This is a genomic window from Pseudomonas migulae NBRC 103157 (assembly GCF_002091715.1).
Classification (GTDB): Bacteria; Pseudomonadota; Gammaproteobacteria; order Pseudomonadales; family Pseudomonadaceae; genus Aquipseudomonas; species Aquipseudomonas migulae_A.
The window spans coordinates 89,998-107,918 of record NZ_BDAG01000013.1 but is presented as its reverse complement, the minus strand read 5'-3'; the positions used below and the strand labels follow the sequence as shown (position 1 = coordinate 107,918).

Here is a 17,921-nt window from a genome sequence, read left to right as displayed (position 1 = left end):
CGAGGCGGTCTTTCAAGGAAAGGCCATCCTTTGGAACTGCTCTGAGCGAAAGTTTCATACTCCCGCTCAGAGCCTAGCACTTAGCCCTGCAACGCACTCAGGGTCAGGTCCAGACACTTGCGAGCCTTGGTCACCAGCTCATCGATTTCAGCCTTGGTAATCACCAGCGGCGGAGCAATGATCATGGTGTCGCCGACGGCGCGCATGATCAGGCCGTTGTCGAAGCAGAACGTGCGGCAGATCATGCCCACACCCTTGCCTTCGTAACGTTTGCGCGTAGCCTTGTCCTGAACCAGCTCGATGGCCCCCAGCAGACCCACCCCACGAACTTCGCCCACCAGTGGGTGATCGTTCAGTTCCCGCAGACGCTTTTGCAAATAGGGTGCCGTTTCGGCATGAACGCGCTCGATAATTTTTTCTTCGCGCAGGATGCGGATGTTTTCCAGCGCTACCGCAGCCGCTACCGGGTGACCGGAGTAGGTGAAGCCGTGGTTGAAGTCCCCGCCTTCGTTGAGCACTGCCACCACTTCATCACGCACGATCAGGCCACCCATCGGGATGTAGCCGGACGTCAGGCCTTTGGCGATGGTCATCATGTCCGGCTTGAGGCCGTAGAAATCGGTACCAAACCACTCACCGGTGCGGCCGAAACCACAGATCACTTCGTCCGCCACGAACAGGATGTCGTACTTGGCGAGGATTTCCTTGATGCGCGGCCAGTAGGTCTCTGGCGGAATGATCACGCCGCCGGCACCCTGAATCGGCTCGGCAATAAAGGCACCGACGTTGTCCACGCCGATTTCCAGAATCTTCTCTTCCAGCTGGTTGGCCGCCCACACACCGAACTCTTCCGGTGTCATGTCGCCGCCTTCACCGAACCAGTACGGCTGGGCGATGTGGACGATGCCCGGGATCGGCAAGTCGCCCTGTTCGTGCATGTAGGTCATGCCACCCAGGCTCGCGCCGGCCACGGTGGAACCGTGATAACCGTTCTTGCGGCTGATGATGACTTTCTTTTTCGGCTGGCCCTTGATCGCCCAGTAGTGGCGGACCATGCGCAGCATGGTGTCGTTGCCTTCGGAGCCGGAACCGGTGAAGAACACGTGGTTCATGCCTTCCGGCGCGATGTCGGCGATGGCCTTGGCCAGCTCGAGCACCGGTGGGTGCGCGGTCTGGAAGAACAGGTTGTAGTAAGGCAATTCGCGCATTTGCTTGCTGGCGGCATCGGCCAGTTCATCGCGACCGTAGCCGATCGCTACGCACCACAGGCCGGCCATGCCGTCGAGGATCTTGTTGCCTTCGCTGTCCCACAGGTAAACGCCCTTGGCGTTGGTGATGATCCGCGGGCCTTTCTCTTTCAACTGTTTGAAGTCGCTGAACGGGGCCAGGTGGTGATCGTTGCTCAGGGTTTGCCATTCACGGGTTTGCGGATTGTTGCTGGTCATACGAATCTCCTAAAAAATCAGGTGAAAGCGCCGCCCGATAACGGCGGCGCCCGGCGCATCAGACGGCGAAGAGCAGGAATTCCCGCTCCCACGAACTGATCACGCGCTTGAAGTTTTCATGCTCGGCCCGCTTGACCGCGACGTAGCCAGTGATGAATTTCTTGCCCAGGTATTTCTCGATAGTCGCGCTGTTTTCCATGCGTTCCAGCGCGTCTTCGATGGTCAGTGGCAGGCGCAGGTTGCGGCGTTCATAGCCACGCCCTACCACCGGCGCACTCGGGTTCAGGCCTTCGACCATGCCGATGTAACCGCAGAGCAGGCTCGCGGCAATCGCCAGGTACGGGTTGGCGTCGGCGCCCGGCAGGCGGTTTTCCACCCGACGGTTTTGTGGCCCGGCATCCGGAACCCGCAGGCCCACGGTGCGGTTCTCTTCGCCCCATTCCACGTTCACCGGCGCCGACGTATCCGGCAGGAAGCGGCGGAACGAGTTCACGTTGGGCGCGAAGAGCGGCAACAGCTCGGGGATCAGTTTCTGCAAGCCACCAATGTGATGCAGGAACAGCTGGCTCATGGTCCCGTCTTCATTGGAGAAGACATTCTTGCCGGTTTCGATGTCGATGATGCTCTGGTGCAAGTGCATCGCGCTGCCCGGCTCGCCGGTCATGGGCTTGGCCATGAACGTGGCGGCAACGTCGTGCTTGAGCGCGGCTTCGCGCATGGTGCGCTTGAACACCAGGATCTGGTCGGCCAGGGACAAGGCATCGCCGTGACGGAAGTTGATCTCCATCTGCGCCGTGCCGTCCTCGTGGATCAGCGTGTCGAGGTCCAGTTCCTGCAATTCGCACCAGTCGTAGACGTCTTCGAACAGCGGATCGAATTCGTTCGCCGCTTCAATCGAGAACGACTGACGACCGATTTCCGGACGCCCCGAACGACCGATTGGCGGTTGCAGCGGGTAGTCAGGGTCGTCACTGCGCTTGGTCAGGTAAAACTCCATTTCCGGCGCCACAATCGGCTGCCAGCCCTTGTCGGAATAGAGCTTCAGAACCTTTTTAAGCACATTGCGCGGCGACAGTTCGATCGGGTTGCCTTGCTTGTCATAAGTATCGTGGATCACCTGGGCGGTCGGTTCGATGGCCCATGGCACCAGGAACACTGCATTCGAGTCGGGGCGACAGATCATGTCGATGTCGGCCGGGTCGAGCAGTTCGTAATAGATGTCGTCTTCGACATAGTCGCCGGTCACGGTCTGCAACAGAACGCTCTCGGGCAGGCGCATGCCTTTTTCAGCAATGAACTTGTTGGTCGGCGAAATCTTGCCCCGGGTGATCCCGGTCAAGTCGGCGATCATGCATTCGACTTCTGTGATCTTGTGGTCTTTCAACCAATCGGTGAGCTGGTCGAGGTTGTTACTCATAAATGCCTCTTAGGCTGAGTTTCCTGACTCTTATAAGTCAGGCGTTGTTTGACGCACGGGCGTCGCTTGGTACAGATTGCCACTGCAATTGCCGCGCACAAACACCCACTCGGGTAATGGCGGGAGTCAGCGAGAGAAGAACATTGCGTGCAGAATCATGAGCAGCCGCCGACACGTTGGTCGGGCCGCCAAGGTAAAACGGTTCTATATTGAAAGGACAACCCGTAAAGAGAATGTCGCGCGAACCGTCCAGAATATCGGACGGAGCCAGCCGGTTCGCCGGGGAAAGAAGAGTCGACGGCACACCTTTGGCAACACGGGCCTTGGCGTGGACGTAACGATCGCCACTGATGTGATAAGCATGCAGACCGATCTGCCTGGAGCAGATGGCGACGCCGATTAACGGCAGGCGAGACATGAAGCACCCCGGTATTATTGCTGTTATGGGTTTGAATCGAGCTTAGCCTTGTTCATTTTTTTACACAACACCCCCGTAAAAAATACAACACGGCCCGCTCAAGCCCGCGGACGGCAAAGCACTCAAAGGCATAAAAACGCCCCAAAGTGCCTCAAAAAAGCCTCACGGGCGCTTTTTTAGGGCAAAAAAGGCCTCGCTTGACTTCGGCATGCCGTTCGGGTTGACTGAAACCCGAAGAGATCAATGATTGATATTTTTAACAACAAAGGTGTTGCATCATGTCGGTACCCCCGCGTGCCGTTCAGCTTAACGAAGCGAACGCGTTCCTTAAGGAACATCCTGAGGTTCTGTACGTTGACCTTCTGATTGCGGATATGAATGGTGTGGTGCGCGGCAAGCGCATTGAACGCACCAGTCTCCACAAGGTTTACGAGAAAGGCATCAACCTGCCGGCCTCCCTATTTGCTCTGGATATCAATGGCTCGACGGTGGAAAGCACCGGCCTGGGCCTGGACATCGGCGATGCTGACCGAATCTGCTATCCAATCCCTGACACCCTGTGCAATGAGCCCTGGCAGAAGCGCCCTACCGCGCAACTGTTGATGACCATGCACGAACTCGAAGGTGACCCTTTCTTCGCCGATCCTCGCGAAGTCCTGCGCCAGGTCGTGACCAAGTTCGACGAGATGGGCCTGACCATCTGCGCCGCCTTTGAACTTGAGTTCTACCTGATCGACCAGGAAAACGTGAACGGTCGTCCGCAACCTCCACGTTCGCCGATTTCCGGCAAACGCCCGCATTCGACCCAGGTCTACCTGATCGACGACCTCGACGAATATGTCGACTGCCTCCAGGACATTCTGGAAGGTGCGAAAGAGCAAGGCATCCCTGCCGACGCGATCGTCAAGGAAAGTGCCCCGGCGCAGTTCGAAGTGAACCTGCACCACGTGGCCGACCCGATCAAGGCCTGCGACTACGCGGTCCTGCTCAAGCGTCTGATCAAGAACATCGCCTACGACCATGAGATGGACACCACCTTCATGGCCAAGCCTTACCCGGGCCAGGCGGGCAACGGTCTGCACGTACACATTTCGATTCTTGATAAAGATGGCAAAAACATTTTTGCCAGCGAGGATCCCGAGCAGAACGCCGCACTGCGTCACGCGATCGGCGGTGTGCTCGAGACCCTGCCGGCGCAGATGGCTTTCCTCTGCCCGAACGTCAACTCCTACCGTCGTTTCGGCGCACAGTTCTACGTGCCGAACTCGCCGTGCTGGGGCCTGGACAACCGCACCGTAGCGATCCGCGTGCCGACCGGTTCTTCCGATGCCGTGCGTATCGAACACCGCGTTGCGGGCGCCGATGCCAACCCGTATCTGCTGATGGCTTCGGTCCTGGCAGGCGTGCACCACGGTCTGACCAACAAGATCGAGCCGGGCGCACCCGTGGAAGGCAACTCCTACGAGCAGAACGAGCAAAGCCTGCCGAACAACCTGCGCGATGCATTGCGCGAGCTGGACGACAGCGAAGTCATGGCCAAGTACATCGATCCGAAATACATCGATATCTTCGTGGCCTGCAAGGAAAGCGAGCTGGAGGAGTTCGAACACTCCATCTCCGACCTTGAGTACAACTGGTATCTGCATACCGTGTAAGCGGTTGCAGCAAAACAACGCCGCCGGCTGTTAAAAGCCTGCGGCGTTTTTTTATGGCTGAACACAAACCCTGTGGCGAGGGATATGGAACATCTGCCCGCTCTGCGTACAATGCCCGCTGCCCCGCAGGAGACTCCAATGACGCGCACCGCCACCGTTCGCAAACCCCGCGCCCGCAGCCAGGCCCGGATCGATTCGATACTCGATGCCGCCCGCACGTTGCTGGCAGCCGAAGGTGTGGCCAGTCTGTCGATCTACAGCGTCGCCGAACGCGCGGAGATCCCGCCCTCCTCCGTCTACCACTTCTTTGCCAGCGTCCCGGCACTGCTCGAAGCCCTGACGGCCGACGTCCACGCCGCGTTCCGCGCGTGCCTGCAAGCGCCCATCGACCACGACGCCCTCGACGGCTGGCGCGACCTGTCGCGGCTGGTGGAACAACGCATGCTCGAGATCTACGACGAAGACGCCGCCGCCCGACAGCTCATTCTTGCCCAGCACGGCCTGACCGAAGTCACCCAGGCTGACCGTCAGCACGACATCGAACTCGGCGACCTGATGCACAAACTGTTCGATCATCACTTCGAATTGCCGAAGCTGCCGACGGACGTTGATGTGTTTGCGCTGGCGATGGAGTTGGGTGATCGGGTGTATGCGCGCTCGGTGCAACAACACGGACAGATCACGCCACGCATGGCCGAGGAAGGAATGCGGGTGTTTGATGCCTACCTGGGACTGTATTTGCCGCCCTATCTGCCCAAGCGTGTTTTGCCAGGCTGATTCCTTGCTGGCTTCGCTGGTCCCTTCGCGAGCAAGCCCGCTCCCACATTTGATTCTCAGTGAACACAGCATTTGTGTACGGCGCAGATCAACTGTGGGAGCGGGCTTGCTCGCGATGGCCACGCCGCCGACCCGGCTGATTCACACGCATAAAAAACCCCGAAGGGCTCACGCCCTTCAGGGTTGTGTGCACTGCACGCGATCACAACTTGGCGATCGACACCTCGGTGGATTTCACAAACGCAATCACTTCGCTGCCGACCACCAGTTCCAGCTCCTTAACCGAACGGGTGGTGATCACCGAAGTGACGATGCCGGAAGCGGTCTGAACGTCGATCTCCGACAGCACGTCGCCCAATACGATTTCCTTGATCGAGCCTTTGAACTGGTTACGAACGTTGATGGCCTTGATAGTCATGATGTTGATTCCTGTCGTTGGATGAGGCTTGAGTTATTGAGCCCAACGCAATTGCGTAGGCAATGGTGAAACAGGTTCCGGTGCCGGCGGTTCGCCGGGCAGCGCGAGGACGCGATTGAGGACTTCGGTTTCCAGCGCCGCCAGCCGATGCGAACCCCGAACCCGAGGACGCGGCAGTTCCACGTGCAGGTCGAGGCCGACTTCGCCCTCTTCGATCAGGATCACCCGATCGGCAATCGCCACCGCTTCGCTGACATCGTGGGTCACCAGCAACACGGTAAAACCGTGCTGCTGCCAGAGCCGCTCGATCAGCTGCTGCATTTCAATTCGGGTCAGGGCATCCAGTGCGCCCAGCGGTTCGTCGAGCAACAGCAAGCGCGGTTGATGGATCAGCGCGCGGGCCAGCGCCACCCGTTGCTTCTGGCCACCGGACAGTGCCGCGGGCCATTCATTGGCGCGGTCTGCCAGGCCGACTGACTCCAGCGCTTCCAAGGCTTGCGGACGCCAGTTGCCCTTGAGCCCGAGGCCGACGTTGTCGATGACCTTTTTCCATGGCAGCAAACGCGCTTCCTGGAACATCAGCCGGGTGTCTTCCCGTGCATCGCTCAGCGGTGCGGAACCGGCGAGCAATTCACCCCCCGTGGGTTTGTCGAGACCGGCGAGCAAGCGCAGCAAGGTACTTTTACCGCAACCGCTGCGCCCCACCACGGCGACGAATTGGCCGGCCGGAATGTGCAGATCGATCTCACGCAGCACCCGCCGCGCCCCGAAGGTTTTTTGCAGCTTGCGCACCACCAGCGGAATCCCGCGCAGCAGGCGTGGAGGTTGTTGAGCCGTCATGCGACACCTCCCTTGGCAACCTGATACGCCGGATGCCAGCGCAGCCACACACGTTCAAGTCCACGGGCCGCGAGGTCGGCGAGTTTGCCGAGCACCGCGTACATCAGGATCGCCAGCACCACCACGTCGGTCTGCAAAAACTCCCGGGCATTCATCGCCAGGTAGCCGATGCCGGAGCTGGCGGAAATGGTTTCCGCCACGATCAGCGTCAACCACATAAAGCCCAGTGCGAAGCGCACGCCGACCAGAATCGAAGGCAACGCCCCCGGCAGGATCACCTGACGGAACAGGCTGAAACCGGACAGGCCATAACTGCGCGCCATCTCCACCAGCGCCGGGTCGACGTTGCGAATGCCGTGGTAAGTGTTGAGGTAGATCGGGAACAAGGTGCCCAACGCCACCAGAAAAATCTTCGCCGACTCGTCGATGCCGAACCACAGGATCACCAGCGGAATCAGCGCCAGGTGCGGCACGTTACGGATCATCTGCACCGAACTGTCGAGCAGGCGTTCACCCCATTTCGACAGGCCGGTGATGAAGCCCAAAGCCAGGCCGATACCACCACCGATGATGAAGCCGAGCGCTGCGCGCCAGCCGCTGATCGCCAGGTGAGTCCAGATTTCACCGCTGCGCACCAGGCTCACGCCGGCTTCGATCACCGCGATCGGCGCCGGCAGAATCCGCGTCGACAACCAGCCCGCCGACACCGACAACTGCCACACCGCCACCAGCAAAATCGGCAACGCCCAGGGCGCAAGGTTATGGATGATTCTGTTCATGGTGCGCCTCAGCTCTGGGACGCGGCTTTGGGAAGAATGTCGTTGGCGACCATCTCGCCGAACGGACTGACGTAATTCGCACCTTTGGGCAGTTCCGGCCGTTCGATGTCGAGGTGCGGGAACAGCAATTCCGCGACTCGGTAGGACTCTTCGAGATGCGGATAACCAGAGAAGATGAAGGTGTCGATGCCCAGGTCCGCGTATTCCTTCACACGGGCGGCCACGGTCGGACCATCGCCAACCAGTGCAGTGCCGGCACCGCCACGCACCAGACCGACGCCGGCCCACAGGTTTGGGCTGACTTCGAGGTTGTCGCGGCTGCCGCCATGCAATGCCGCCATGCGTTGCTGGCCGACAGAATCGAAACGCGCCAGAGAAGCCTGGGCGCGAGCGATGGTGTCGTCGTCCAGGTGCGAGATCAGACGGTCTGCCGCGGCCCAGGCCTCAGCATTGGTTTCACGAACGATCACATGCAGACGAATCCCGAAGCGCACCGTGCGGCCGAGCTTCGCGGCCTTGGCTCGAACCTGTTCGATTTTTTCAGCGACAGCAGCTGGTGGCTCGCCCCAGGTCAGGACCATTTCCACTTGCTCTGCCGCAAGGTCTTGCGCCGCGTCCGAAGAGCCGCCGAAGTACAGCGGCGGACGCGGTTGCTGGATCGGCGGATAGAGCAATTTGGCGCCCTTCACGCTGATGTGCTGACCGTCGTAATCAACGGTTTCGCCTTCCAGCACACGCCGCCAGATGCGGGTGAACTCCACCGAGGCTTGATAGCGTTCTTCGTGCGTCAGGAACAAACCGTCGCCGGCCAATTCTTCAGGGTCACCGCCCGTCACCAGGTTGAACAACGCACGACCGCCGGACAGACGATCCAGCGTGGCGGCCTGACGCGCTGCCACCGTCGGGGAAATGATCCCGGGGCGCAGGGCGACGAGGAATTTCAGACGCTGGGTCACCGGGATCAGCGACGCGGCCACCAGCCACGAGTCTTCGCACGAACGGCCGGTGGGAATCAGCACCCCGCCGAAGCCCAGGCGATCCGCCGCTTGCGCGACTTGTTGCAGGTAACCGTGGTCGACGGCGCGAGCGCCTTCGGCGGTGCCAAGGTAATGGCCGTCGCCGTGGGTAGGCAGGAACCAGAAGATATTGAGGCTCATGGAGTGGTCTCCTTGGGGAATCGAATTACTGCGCTTTGGCAACGGCTGCCGGTGGCGTCCAGATCACGTCTTTGATGCTCAGCTGTTTCGGAATCAGCTTGAGCTGGAAGAAGCTGTCGGCAATTTTCTGCTGGGCGGCGACCACTTCAGGGGTCAGGAACAGTGCGCCGTAGCCCTGGCGTTTCACCGAGGTCAGGGTGATGTCCGCCGGCAGGCCGAGCAGTGGCGAAACCTGTTTGGTCACGTCTTCCGGGTTGGCCTTGGACCACTCGCCGACGGCACGCACTTCTTCCACGAGGGTCTTGATCACCTCAGGATTTTTCTGTGCGTAAGGTTTGGTCGCCAGGTAGAACTGGTGGTTGTCGACGATGCCCTGGCCATCGCGCAGGGTGTGCGCTTGCAACTGCTGTTCGGCGGCTGCCTGGTACGGATCCCAGATCACCCAGGCATCGACACTGCCACGTTCGAACGCGGCGCGGGCATCGGCCGGCGGCAGGAAAACGGTCTGGATGTCGGTGTATTTGAGGCCGGCGTCTTCGAGCGCGCGGACCAGCAGGTAGTGAACGTTGGAGCCTTTGTTGAGCACGACTTTCTTGCCCTTGAGGTCCTTCACCGATTTGATCGGCGAGTCCTTCGGCACCAGGATCGCTTCGCTGTGCGGCGCTGGCGGTTCGTAGGCGACGTAGAGCAGATCGGCGCCCGCCGCTTGGGCAAATACCGGAGGCGTTTCACCGGTGACACCGAAATCGATGGAGCCGACGTTCAAACCTTCGAGCAGCTGCGGGCCGCCGGGGAATTCAGTCCATTGCACGTCCACGCCTTGGTCGGCGAGGCGTTTTTCCAGGGTGCCTTTGGCTTTGAGCAGCACCAGCGTGCCGTACTTCTGATAACCGATTCGAAGGGTCTCGGCTTGAGCTTGAGTAATGGCGCCGAAGGACACAGCCGCAGCAAACAGAGCGACCAGACCACGACGCAAAATGACAGTGCGCATAGCGCTCTCCTTTTTGCAGTTGGGTTTTGGCTGCACCTGCTTGGCCGTTGACGGCTGAGTAAGGTGAGTACTTCAGAATTCAGGTGTGGCTTAAATGCTCCAGCGAGCACTCAACAGACGTTCGTTCAACAGGTTCGGATCGAGCGGCTTCGGCCGTCGGGCCATGGCGCTGAAAAACAGCTCCAGGGATTCGTTCAGTCGTTCTTCAAGTTCTGGCGCCAGTTGCGCTTGCGCGCTGCCTTCGCCGTAAGCGATCTGGCTGTCCACAGCGAAAATTCCGTGGAGCATTTCCTGGGCCTTCAACGCCGACAACACCGGCTTGAGCGCGTAATCCACCGCCAGCATGTGAGCGATGCTGCCGCCGGTGGCCATCGGCAAAACCACTTTGTGCGCCAGGGCGCGTTCGGGCAGCAGGTCCAGCACGGTTTTCAGTGCGCCGGAGAACGACGCCTTGTAAACCGGCGTGGCGATCAGCAGGCCATCGGCGTTTTCAATTTGTTGCAGCAGGTCGATCACCTTCGGGCTATCGAATCGCGCGTGCAGCAAGTCTTCAGCCGGGAAGTCCCGCACCTGATAACTCACCACTTCCACACCCTGCTCCTGCAACCAGCGCTGGGAGCGCTCCAGCAGCACCCCGGAACGGGAGCGTTGGCTGGGACTGCCACCAAGTGAGACGACCAACATTCAGACGATTCCTTGAGCGGTATTGGCGATTCGCCGTGTGCGATCTCGCTTCGATGGAGAGACCTTAACAGATGATTTATATATCTTTAAATCATATTTATTCATTTGGTTATGCATTTAAGAGATATGCAAAACCCTTTCTTCCGGGCAAAAAAACAGGCCATGAAAACGGCCTGAAATTCCCCTGCTTTATGGACGCTGTTGGGTCTGAATCGTGTGGTGTCTGATAAGCCGTCTTCGCGAGCAAGCCCGCTCCCACATCAGATCGCGGTCAACCTTTGGGAGCGGGCTTGCTCGCGAAGGCGATTTCAGCCACACCCGAAAACTATCGGGTCACTTGTTCGGCTGCGGCGTCAAACGCAGGTAAGGCTTCACCGCGCGATTCAAATTCCCTGCTTTATGGATGCTGTTGGATCTGAATCGTGTGGTGTCTGATAAGCCGTCTTCGCGAGCAAGCCCGCTCCCACATCAGAACGCGGTCAACCTGTGGGAGCGGGCTCGCTCGCGAAGGCGATTTCAGCCACACCCGAAAACTATCGGGTCACTTGTTCGGCTGCGGCGTCAAACGCAGGTAAGGCTTCACCGCGCGATAACCTTTTGGAAAGCGTTTCTTGATTTCCTCCGGGTCCTGCAGCGACGGCACGATCACTACTTCTTCACCGTCCTTCCAGTTGGCCGGGGTGGCCACCTTGTAGTTGTCGGTGAGTTGCAGCGAGTCGATCACCCGCAGGATTTCATGGAAATTACGGCCCGTGCTCGCCGGGTAGGTGATGGTCAGCCGAACCTTTTTGTTCGGGTCGATCACGAACAGCGAGCGCACGGTCAGGGTGTCGTTGGCGTTGGGGTGGATCAGGTCGTACAGGTCCGAGACCTTGCGGTCAGCGTCGGCCAGGATCGGGAAGTTGACGACGGTGTTCTGGGTTTCGTTGATGTCCTCGATCCACTTGTGGTGCGAGTCCACCGGGTCTACGGACAGCGCGATGGCCTTGACGCCGCGCTGGGTGAATTCGTCCTTGAGCTTGGCGGTGAAGCCCAGCTCGGTGGTGCACACCGGGGTGAAGTCTGCCGGGTGGGAGAACAGCACGCCCCAGCTGTCGCCCAGCCATTCATGGAAACGGATGGTGCCGGCGCTGGAATCCTGCTCGAAATCGGGGGCGATGTCGCCGAGTCTGATGCTCATGGTGGGCTCCTGATGAGTGTGTTGTAGAACTCAACTGTAGCTCGTGTTTGGGATTCTATAAAAAGAATAAATATCACGATTATTAGATCTTAAAAGAATATTAAAGATCTGTTCACTGGACCTTCAAAGCCATCGCGACGACTATCACTTCCAAGGTTCGAGAAGGCCTTGAGTCGCTGCAAAAGGGCGTTCCAGGACGGGATTACGGGGGTGACCCCGCCCTGGAAACGCAAAAGCCCCGCCCGGCGTGATGCCGGGCGGGGCTTTTTTTCAGCGGTTACGCGAGCGCTATTACAACAGCGGGATCGAGTAGCTGACGATCAGGCGGTTTTCGTCCTGGTCGCGTTGACCTGGAACATCGTTACGCCACGAAGCGTTTTTCCACATCAGGCCCAGGTTCTTCAGCGGGCCTTCCGGTACGACGTAACCGATGGTCAGGTCGCGTTCCCACTCGGAACGGCCACTGCCCGACTCAGGGTAAGGACGAGTTCCAGAAACGGTGTCGATGTTGTCGCCACGCAGGTAAACCACACCGGCGGTCAGGCCAGGTACACCGACTTTGGCAAAGTCGTACGAGTAGCGAGCTTGCCAGGTGCGTTCACCGGCACGGGCGAACTTGGCAATCTGCATGTCGGTAGTGAGGTAAGCCGACGAGCCGTCACCCTGGTTCAACCAAGGGAAGTCGCTACTACCGTTGCTGACCTGGTAACCGCCACCGAAGGTGTGACCGGCAACGGTGTACAGGAACAGGCCACTGTACAGGTTGTTGTCGACTTTACCTTTACCACTTGCCACACCGCTGTAGTTACCCGAAGTGTAGTAGTTCAAGTCGTGGCCATTGGCGCCATCATCACGGCTGTTGAAGTAACGGAAGTCAGACTTCAACACGCCCGGACCGATTGCCCAGTTGTGCACCAGACCCAGGAAGTGCTGCTTGTAGAAATCTTCCAGATTGCCGTAGTAGTACTGGGCAGTCAGGTCTTTGGTGATTTTGTAATCACCACCACCATAGATGAACTTGTTGCTGTCACGACCGGCTGCGGTGTGAGCGTTGGCACCCGCAATCGACAACTCTTCGTTGTTGCTGGAGTTACGGCCCTTGGCGTGCTCGATCTGACCACCGACCAGTGTCAGGTCCTTGATGTCGTTCGAAGTGATCTGGCCACCCTGGAAGGTTTGCGGCAGCAAACGACCGTCGTTGGTCACGATAACCGGCAGTTTTGGCTGCAGGGTACCCAGCTTCAGTTCGGTCTGGGAGATCTTGGCTTTGGCAGTCAGGCCCAGGCTGGAGAAGTTATCAACCGCTTCACCGTTGGATTTGCTTGGGAAAACGGTGCCGCCGTACGAAGTTGCAGTTGCGCCGTTAGTACCGCCGCCGGAATCCAGACGCACGCCCAGCAGGCCGATAGCGTCGATACCGAAACCGACAGTGCCTTGGGTGTAGCCGGAGGTGAAGCGCAGATCGAAGCCTTGGCCCCATTCTTCGTTTTTGCTCTGAACGCCATTGCGCTTGTTGGCAGCGGTGTTGGCATCGTGGTCACGGTTATCCGTGTTGATATAGAAGTTACGCAGCCCCAAGGTAGCCTTGCTGTCTTCGATGAAACCGGCGGCGCTTGCCTGCTGCGCCAAAACCCCTACGGCCACAGCCATGGCCAAGGTGGACTTGTTCATTGTTTCGCTCCTCTCTTTTCTAATTTTTTCGGTCCTGAGTCGAATGCCCTGGATCCTGAAATGTGCGTGTACCGCTGACCGCTATCCGCGCGCCGCTCGACCGATGCGTCTAAATCAAGGGTCGACGGCGGCGAATGGGCCGGCATGGTAAACGTAAAAAAATCAGCTCATTCTTTTTTCATGCGGTTCTGGAATAAAAAACAGCATTTTAATTGCTACGGGACACAAGGTATCGGCCCCGGCGGGATGCACTTTAGGGCTTTATTTTAAAAGCTAAAAAGAATAATAAATTACTAAGCAATACCCAATTAGCATATGGAAAAAATGCAAAAAAAAAGCCCCGCCAACCGGCGAGGCTTTCTTGCGAAGCTTGTTACATGAAGCTGTAGGTGTAGTTGAAGATCAGACGGGTCTGGTCCTGGGCGTTAATGTTGGGAGTGTCACCACGGTAAGTGCCGTGACGCAGCGTTGTCCCGAATCCTTTCAAGGCGCCCGTTTGAATCACGTAATCCACACGCAGGTCGCGTTCCCACTCGGTCTGGTCTTTACCAATGCCGTTGGCCGCTTTGATGTTCTCGCCGCGCAGATAGGCAGCCGAGGCCTTCAAGCCCGGAACCCCCAGAGAGGCGAAGTCATAAGTGTATTGACCGAAAGTGGTGTTCTCGCCAGCACGCACGAAGCCGTTGATCATCGCGTCGGTGAACAGATAGAAGCTCGTGCCGCCAGCCCCTTCATTGCGGCCGTTGCCGTCGACTACGTTGCCCTGGTTCAGATAAACGAAACCGCCGTCATCGCTGACACGCTGGTGACCGACCAGGAAGGCATTGCCACCCAGGGTGTAGGTGAACATGGCGCTCCAGGTCGTGTTATCAACCTCGCCCGGTGTCTTGGCATAACCACCGTTGTTGTTGAAGCGATAACCCGCATCACCATTTTTGCCGTCGGAACTGCTGTCGAAGTAGCGCAGGTCGGTCTTGAAAGACTGGTTGTTGCTGATCGGGAAGACGTGCACCAGGCCGAAGAAGTTTTGCTTGTAATAGTCTTCCAGATTCGCGTGGTAATACTGCAGCGTCAGGTCTTTGGTGACCTTCCAGTCAGCACCGGCGTAACGGAATTTGTTACTTTCTTCGGTACCGCCAGCGACGGCCAGCCCGGTGGTGTTCGACGACGCGCGGCCTGCTGCGTGCTCGAATTGACCGACGTTAAGGGTAACGTTGTCGATTTCCTTCGAGGAGATGGTGCCACCTTCGAAGGTCTGTGGGAGCAAGCGGCTGTCGTTCGCTACCAGCACCGGCATGTTGGGCTGAAGAGCGCCACCCAGGTGGGCCTCGGTTTTCGAGAAACGCGCTTTGACGTTACCCCCTACGCGACTCCATGGGTCGGATGCCGAGCCGTCGCTGTCACTGGGGAAGAACGTGTTGTTATCCGGGTGATGACCGCGACCACCGTCCAGATGGATGCCCACCAGCGCCTGGGCGTCAAAACCAAAGCCCACCACGCCCTGGGTGAAACCGGACAGGTAATCGAACTTGAAGCCCTGTGCTGTTTCCCGCTGGTTGTTTGCAGGAGTGGAAGGACCTTCGCGGGAATCAGCGTTGTAATACATCGTGCGAGAACTGACGGAAGCCTTGCTGTCTTCGATGAAACCGGCGGCGCCTGCCTGCTGCGCCAAAACCCCTACGGCCACGGCCAAGGCCAAGGTGGACTTGTTCATTGTTAAGCTCCTCTCGTTTCTAATTCTTGTAGTCCTGGCCCCGAGTCAAACGCCCGGGATCCTAGGATTGGCGATTAGCGCCAGACCGTGACCCACAAGTCAATCGTAACTATGTGTGTCTACGACCATGGTCTAACCCCCGCCAATTCGGTCCATGCAGGTTTACGAGCGCGTCATAAACCTAAAAAGAAGTGTTCGTTTCTTTTTCATACCCTTTGGGAATTGGCTCATTGAAAAAACGCTTCATAAGCTAATTCCCAAAAGGTATTTATTTGTATTTTTTTAGATCGATTAGATTTAAAGCATCCGCATTCAATCTCATCGAAGGCAACGCCATGACGACCAAGCGCGCACTATCCAAGTCAATTGTTACAGTTTGTGTATCGGTATTATTTTCTTTTTCTGCCCATGCCGCGAACCTCACCGTGGGTTATCAAACCGGCATAGACCCCAGCAAAGTCCCGCAAGCCGATGGCCTCTACGAGAAAACCATCGGCCAGAAAATCGACTGGCGCCGTTTCAACAGTGGCCCGGAAGTGGTGACGGCGATTGCCTCGGGTGATGTGCAGATCGGCAACCTCGGTTCAAGTCCGCTGGCTGCGGCCGCTTCGCGCAATTTGCCAATCGTCGCGTTCATCGTTTCTGCCCAGATCAACGCTGCTGAAGCCCTGGTGGTGCGCAATGGCAGCGGCATCGATAAACCGGAAGATCTGATCGGCAAGACCATCGCCACGCCGTTCGTTTCAACCTCTCACTACAGCTTGCTCGGTGCCTTGAAGCACTGGGGCCTGGACGCCTCGAAAGTCAAAGTGGTGAACCTGCAACCGGCGGAAATTGCAGCCGCCTGGAAGCGCGGCGATATTGATGGCGCGTTCGTCTGGTCGCCTGCGCTGGGGGAAATTCGCAAGACAGGCAAGACCTTGACCGACGCCGCCCAAGTCGGCCAATGGGGCGCACCGACCTTCGAAGTCTGGGTTGCGCGCAAGGATTACGCCGAGAAGCATCCGGACGTCGTGGCCAAATTCGCCAAGGTTACCCTGGACTCCTTCGCCGATTACGCCGCGCATAAAGACAGCTGGACCGCTGATTCGGTACCGGTGCAGAAAATCGCCAAACTGACCGGTGCCAATGCCGCCGATGTGCCGGAACTGCTGGCCGGCTCGGCCTTCCCGGACGCCAAGGCACAACAGACCACCGCGCTGCTGGACGGCGGCACGGCGAAGGCAATTGGTGAGACGGCGAAGTTCTTGAAGGAGCAAGGCAAGGTAGAGACGGTGCTGCCGGATTATTCGCCGTATGTCAGCGCGAAGTTCGTCACCGAGTAATTTGGGCGGTTGCTTTGCAACCGATCGCCAGCAAGCCGGCGCCTATAAGGAATCACCTGAATCCTGTAGGAGCCGGCTTGCTGGCGATGGGCGCGACACGGTTACAGGGCTTTTTCGAAGATCTTCGAATTACGCTGATAGTTGTACAGCGACGCCCGCGCCGATGGCAGACGCTCGACGCTGCTCGGCACGAAACCACGCTCACGGAACCAGTGGGCAGTCCGGGTGGTGAGGACGAACAGAGTCTTCAACCCCTGAGCCCGGGCGCGGGTTTCGATCCGCTCAAGCAGCTCATCCCCACGACCACCATGGCGGTACTCCGGGTTCACCGCGAGGCACGCCAGCTCCCCCGCATCCGAATCGGCAATCTGATACAGCGCCGCGCACGCGATGATCATGCCTTCGCGCTCGACCACGCTGAACTGCTCGATCTCGCGCTCCAGCACTTCGCGCGAACGACGCACCAGAATTCCCTGCTCTTCCAGCGGGCTGATCAGGTCCAGCAAACCGCCGACGTCTTCAATCGCGGCCTCGCGCACTACCTCGAATTGCTCCTGCGCCACCAGCGTACCGCCACCGTCACGGGTGAACAGCTCGGTCAGCAGTGCACCGTCTTCGACGTAACTGACGATATGACTGCGCGCCACGCCGCCACGGCAAGCTTCAGCCGCGGCATCCAGCAATTCGCCCTGATAGTTATTGCCCAGACGCTGCAAATGCGCCGGCACTTGCTGCGGACGCAGTTCACGAACCAGACGACCGTTTTCATCGATCAACCCCAGGTCGGCGCCGAACAGCAGCAGTTTATCGGCCCCCAGGTCGATGGCCGCACGGGTCGCCACGTCTTCACACGCGAGGTTGAAAATCTCACCCGTCGGCGAGTAGCCCAACGGCGACAACAGCACGATGGAGCGCTCGTCCAGCAGGCGATTGATGCCTTTGCGGTCAACCCGGCGCACTTCGCCGGTGTGGTGATAGTCGACGCCTTCGAGTACGCCGATCGGCCGTGCGGTCACCAGATTGCCGCTGGCCACCCGCAGGCGCGAGCCCTGCATCGGCGACGAGGCCATGTCCATCGACAGCCGCGCTTCGATGGCAATGCGCAGCTGGCCGACCGCATCGATCACACACTCGAGGGTCGCCGCATCGGTGATGCGCATCCCATGGTGGTAATGCGGGGTCAGGCCGCGCGCGGCCAGGCGGGTTTCGATCTGCGGACGGGAACCGTGAACCAGCACCAGTCGCACGCCGAGGCTGTGCAGCAGCACCAGATCGTGAACGATGTTGCCGAAGTTCTGATGTTCCACGCCGTCACCGGGCAGCATGACGACGAAGGTGCAATCACGGTGGGCGTTGATGTAAGGCGAAGCGTGACGAAGCCAATTAACGTATTCGGGCATGAACCTGGGCCTGTAATAAATAGCAGCCAAAAAATGGGCGAAGCAGAAAA

At 58.7% G+C, this 17,921-nt stretch carries 16 protein-coding genes; 3 read left to right on the top strand and 13 right to left on the bottom strand.

Translation table 11 applies throughout. The annotated features are described in order from the left end of the window. Window positions 1–80 precede the first annotated feature (80 nt). Genes PMI01S_RS12635 through PMI01S_RS12625 form a run of 3 tightly spaced genes read right to left on the bottom strand, consistent with a single transcriptional unit; the run spans window position 81 to window position 3,280 of the window. Window positions 81–1,445 carry an aspartate aminotransferase family protein gene (locus PMI01S_RS12635; protein WP_084320353.1) on the bottom strand — a complete coding sequence of 455 codons (1,365 nt, stop codon included), beginning with the start codon at window positions 1,443–1,445 and terminating at the stop codon, window positions 81–83. Window positions 1,446–1,503: 58 nt separating this feature from the next. Then, window positions 1,504–2,862 (bottom strand): glutamine synthetase family protein, encoded by a 1,359-nt coding sequence (locus tag PMI01S_RS12630; protein ID WP_084320351.1) that lies wholly within the window; start codon window positions 2,860–2,862, stop codon window positions 1,504–1,506. A gap of 37 nt (window positions 2,863–2,899) precedes the next feature. Then, window positions 2,900–3,280, bottom strand: coding sequence for a gamma-glutamyl-gamma-aminobutyrate hydrolase family protein (locus tag PMI01S_RS12625; protein ID WP_084320349.1), 381 nt, complete (start codon window positions 3,278–3,280; stop codon window positions 2,900–2,902). 278 nt (window positions 3,281–3,558) lie between these two features. On the opposite strand from PMI01S_RS12625, the gene PMI01S_RS12620 reads away from it, so the two are divergent. Together PMI01S_RS12620 and PMI01S_RS12615 are read left to right on the top strand one after the other, a co-directional pair. After that, complete coding sequence (locus PMI01S_RS12620; protein WP_017341358.1) at window positions 3,559–4,935, top strand: glutamine synthetase family protein; 1,377 nt, start codon at window positions 3,559–3,561, stop codon at window positions 4,933–4,935. Window positions 4,936–5,073: 138 nt separating this feature from the next. Beyond that, window positions 5,074–5,712 carry a TetR/AcrR family transcriptional regulator gene (locus tag PMI01S_RS12615; RefSeq protein WP_084320347.1) on the top strand — a complete coding sequence of 213 codons (639 nt, stop codon included), beginning with the start codon at window positions 5,074–5,076 and terminating at the stop codon, window positions 5,710–5,712. Between the two features lie 202 nt (window positions 5,713–5,914). Here the strand turns inward: PMI01S_RS12615 and PMI01S_RS12610 are convergent, their stop codons facing one another. The 9 genes from PMI01S_RS12610 to PMI01S_RS12570 all read right to left on the bottom strand — a co-directional run bounded on the left by PMI01S_RS12610 (window position 5,915) and on the right by PMI01S_RS12570 (window position 15,146). Next, entirely contained in the window at window positions 5,915–6,130 is a 216-nt protein-coding gene (locus PMI01S_RS12610) for a TOBE domain-containing protein (protein ID WP_003229256.1), read from the bottom strand. A gap of 33 nt (window positions 6,131–6,163) precedes the next feature. Next, a complete protein-coding gene (ssuB, locus tag PMI01S_RS12605) occupies window positions 6,164–6,970 on the bottom strand; it encodes an aliphatic sulfonates ABC transporter ATP-binding protein (protein WP_084320345.1) in 807 nt (268 codons plus the stop codon). Then, window positions 6,967–7,749 (bottom strand): aliphatic sulfonate ABC transporter permease SsuC, encoded by a 783-nt coding sequence (gene ssuC, locus PMI01S_RS12600; protein WP_084320344.1) that lies wholly within the window; start codon window positions 7,747–7,749, stop codon window positions 6,967–6,969. The genes ssuB and ssuC overlap by 4 nt, the downstream gene beginning before the upstream one ends. An 8-nt stretch (window positions 7,750–7,757) precedes the next feature. Then, window positions 7,758–8,906 (bottom strand): FMNH2-dependent alkanesulfonate monooxygenase, encoded by a 1,149-nt coding sequence (gene ssuD, locus PMI01S_RS12595; protein WP_084320343.1) that lies wholly within the window; start codon window positions 8,904–8,906, stop codon window positions 7,758–7,760. Window positions 8,907–8,931: 25 nt separating this feature from the next. Beyond that, window positions 8,932–9,897 (bottom strand): sulfonate ABC transporter substrate-binding protein, encoded by a 966-nt coding sequence (locus PMI01S_RS12590; protein ID WP_084320341.1) that lies wholly within the window; start codon window positions 9,895–9,897, stop codon window positions 8,932–8,934. 90 nt (window positions 9,898–9,987) lie between these two features. Continuing rightward, the gene (gene ssuE, locus PMI01S_RS12585; protein ID WP_084320340.1) at window positions 9,988–10,581 is read right to left on the bottom strand and encodes an NADPH-dependent FMN reductase; all 594 of its coding nucleotides are present in this window, start codon (window positions 10,579–10,581) and stop codon (window positions 9,988–9,990) included. Between the two features lie 541 nt (window positions 10,582–11,122). Beyond that, on the bottom strand, window positions 11,123–11,761 hold the full coding sequence (locus PMI01S_RS12580; RefSeq protein ID WP_084320339.1) for a peroxiredoxin: 639 nt from the start codon (window positions 11,759–11,761) through the stop codon (window positions 11,123–11,125). Window positions 11,762–12,052: 291 nt separating this feature from the next. Then, the gene (locus PMI01S_RS12575; RefSeq protein WP_084320338.1) at window positions 12,053–13,432 is read right to left on the bottom strand and encodes an OprD family porin; all 1,380 of its coding nucleotides are present in this window, start codon (window positions 13,430–13,432) and stop codon (window positions 12,053–12,055) included. 373 nt (window positions 13,433–13,805) lie between these two features. After that, window positions 13,806–15,146 carry an OprD family porin gene (locus PMI01S_RS12570; protein ID WP_084320337.1) on the bottom strand — a complete coding sequence of 447 codons (1,341 nt, stop codon included), beginning with the start codon at window positions 15,144–15,146 and terminating at the stop codon, window positions 13,806–13,808. A 335-nt stretch (window positions 15,147–15,481) separates the two neighbouring features. Between PMI01S_RS12570 and tauA the strand changes: the two genes are divergently transcribed. Continuing rightward, the gene (gene tauA / locus PMI01S_RS12565; RefSeq protein ID WP_084320336.1) at window positions 15,482–16,471 is read left to right on the top strand and encodes a taurine ABC transporter substrate-binding protein; all 990 of its coding nucleotides are present in this window, start codon (window positions 15,482–15,484) and stop codon (window positions 16,469–16,471) included. Window positions 16,472–16,572: 101 nt separating this feature from the next. Here tauA and argA read toward each other — a convergent pair whose 3' ends face one another. Continuing rightward, window positions 16,573–17,871 (bottom strand): amino-acid N-acetyltransferase, encoded by a 1,299-nt coding sequence (gene argA, locus PMI01S_RS12560; protein WP_084320335.1) that lies wholly within the window; start codon window positions 17,869–17,871, stop codon window positions 16,573–16,575. Between the last annotated feature and the right edge of the window lie 50 nt (window positions 17,872–17,921).

Bases quoted from the DNA above. Each gene is read 5' to 3' on its own strand.
- PMI01S_RS12635 (WP_084320353.1), bottom strand. From the start codon at position 1,445: ATGACCAGCAACAATCCGCAAACCCGTGAATGGCAAACCCTGAGCAAC.
- PMI01S_RS12630 (WP_084320351.1), bottom strand. From the start codon at position 2,862: ATGAGTAACAACCTCGACCAGCTCACCGATTGGTTGAAAGACCACAAG.
- PMI01S_RS12625 (WP_084320349.1), bottom strand. From the start codon at position 3,280: ATGTCTCGCCTGCCGTTAATCGGCGTCGCCATCTGCTCCAGGCAGATC.
- PMI01S_RS12620 (WP_017341358.1), top strand. From the start codon at position 3,559: ATGTCGGTACCCCCGCGTGCCGTTCAGCTTAACGAAGCGAACGCGTTC.
- PMI01S_RS12615 (WP_084320347.1), top strand. From the start codon at position 5,074: ATGACGCGCACCGCCACCGTTCGCAAACCCCGCGCCCGCAGCCAGGCC.
- PMI01S_RS12610 (WP_003229256.1), bottom strand. From the start codon at position 6,130: ATGACTATCAAGGCCATCAACGTTCGTAACCAGTTCAAAGGCTCGATC.
- ssuB (WP_084320345.1), bottom strand. From the start codon at position 6,970: ATGACGGCTCAACAACCTCCACGCCTGCTGCGCGGGATTCCGCTGGTG.
- ssuC (WP_084320344.1), bottom strand. From the start codon at position 7,749: ATGAACAGAATCATCCATAACCTTGCGCCCTGGGCGTTGCCGATTTTG.
- ssuD (WP_084320343.1), bottom strand. From the start codon at position 8,906: ATGAGCCTCAATATCTTCTGGTTCCTGCCTACCCACGGCGACGGCCAT.
- PMI01S_RS12590 (WP_084320341.1), bottom strand. From the start codon at position 9,897: ATGCGCACTGTCATTTTGCGTCGTGGTCTGGTCGCTCTGTTTGCTGCG.
- ssuE (WP_084320340.1), bottom strand. From the start codon at position 10,581: ATGTTGGTCGTCTCACTTGGTGGCAGTCCCAGCCAACGCTCCCGTTCC.
- PMI01S_RS12580 (WP_084320339.1), bottom strand. From the start codon at position 11,761: ATGAGCATCAGACTCGGCGACATCGCCCCCGATTTCGAGCAGGATTCC.
- PMI01S_RS12575 (WP_084320338.1), bottom strand. From the start codon at position 13,432: ATGAACAAGTCCACCTTGGCCATGGCTGTGGCCGTAGGGGTTTTGGCG.
- PMI01S_RS12570 (WP_084320337.1), bottom strand. From the start codon at position 15,146: ATGAACAAGTCCACCTTGGCCTTGGCCGTGGCCGTAGGGGTTTTGGCG.
- tauA (WP_084320336.1), top strand. From the start codon at position 15,482: ATGACGACCAAGCGCGCACTATCCAAGTCAATTGTTACAGTTTGTGTA.
- argA (WP_084320335.1), bottom strand. From the start codon at position 17,871: ATGCCCGAATACGTTAATTGGCTTCGTCACGCTTCGCCTTACATCAAC.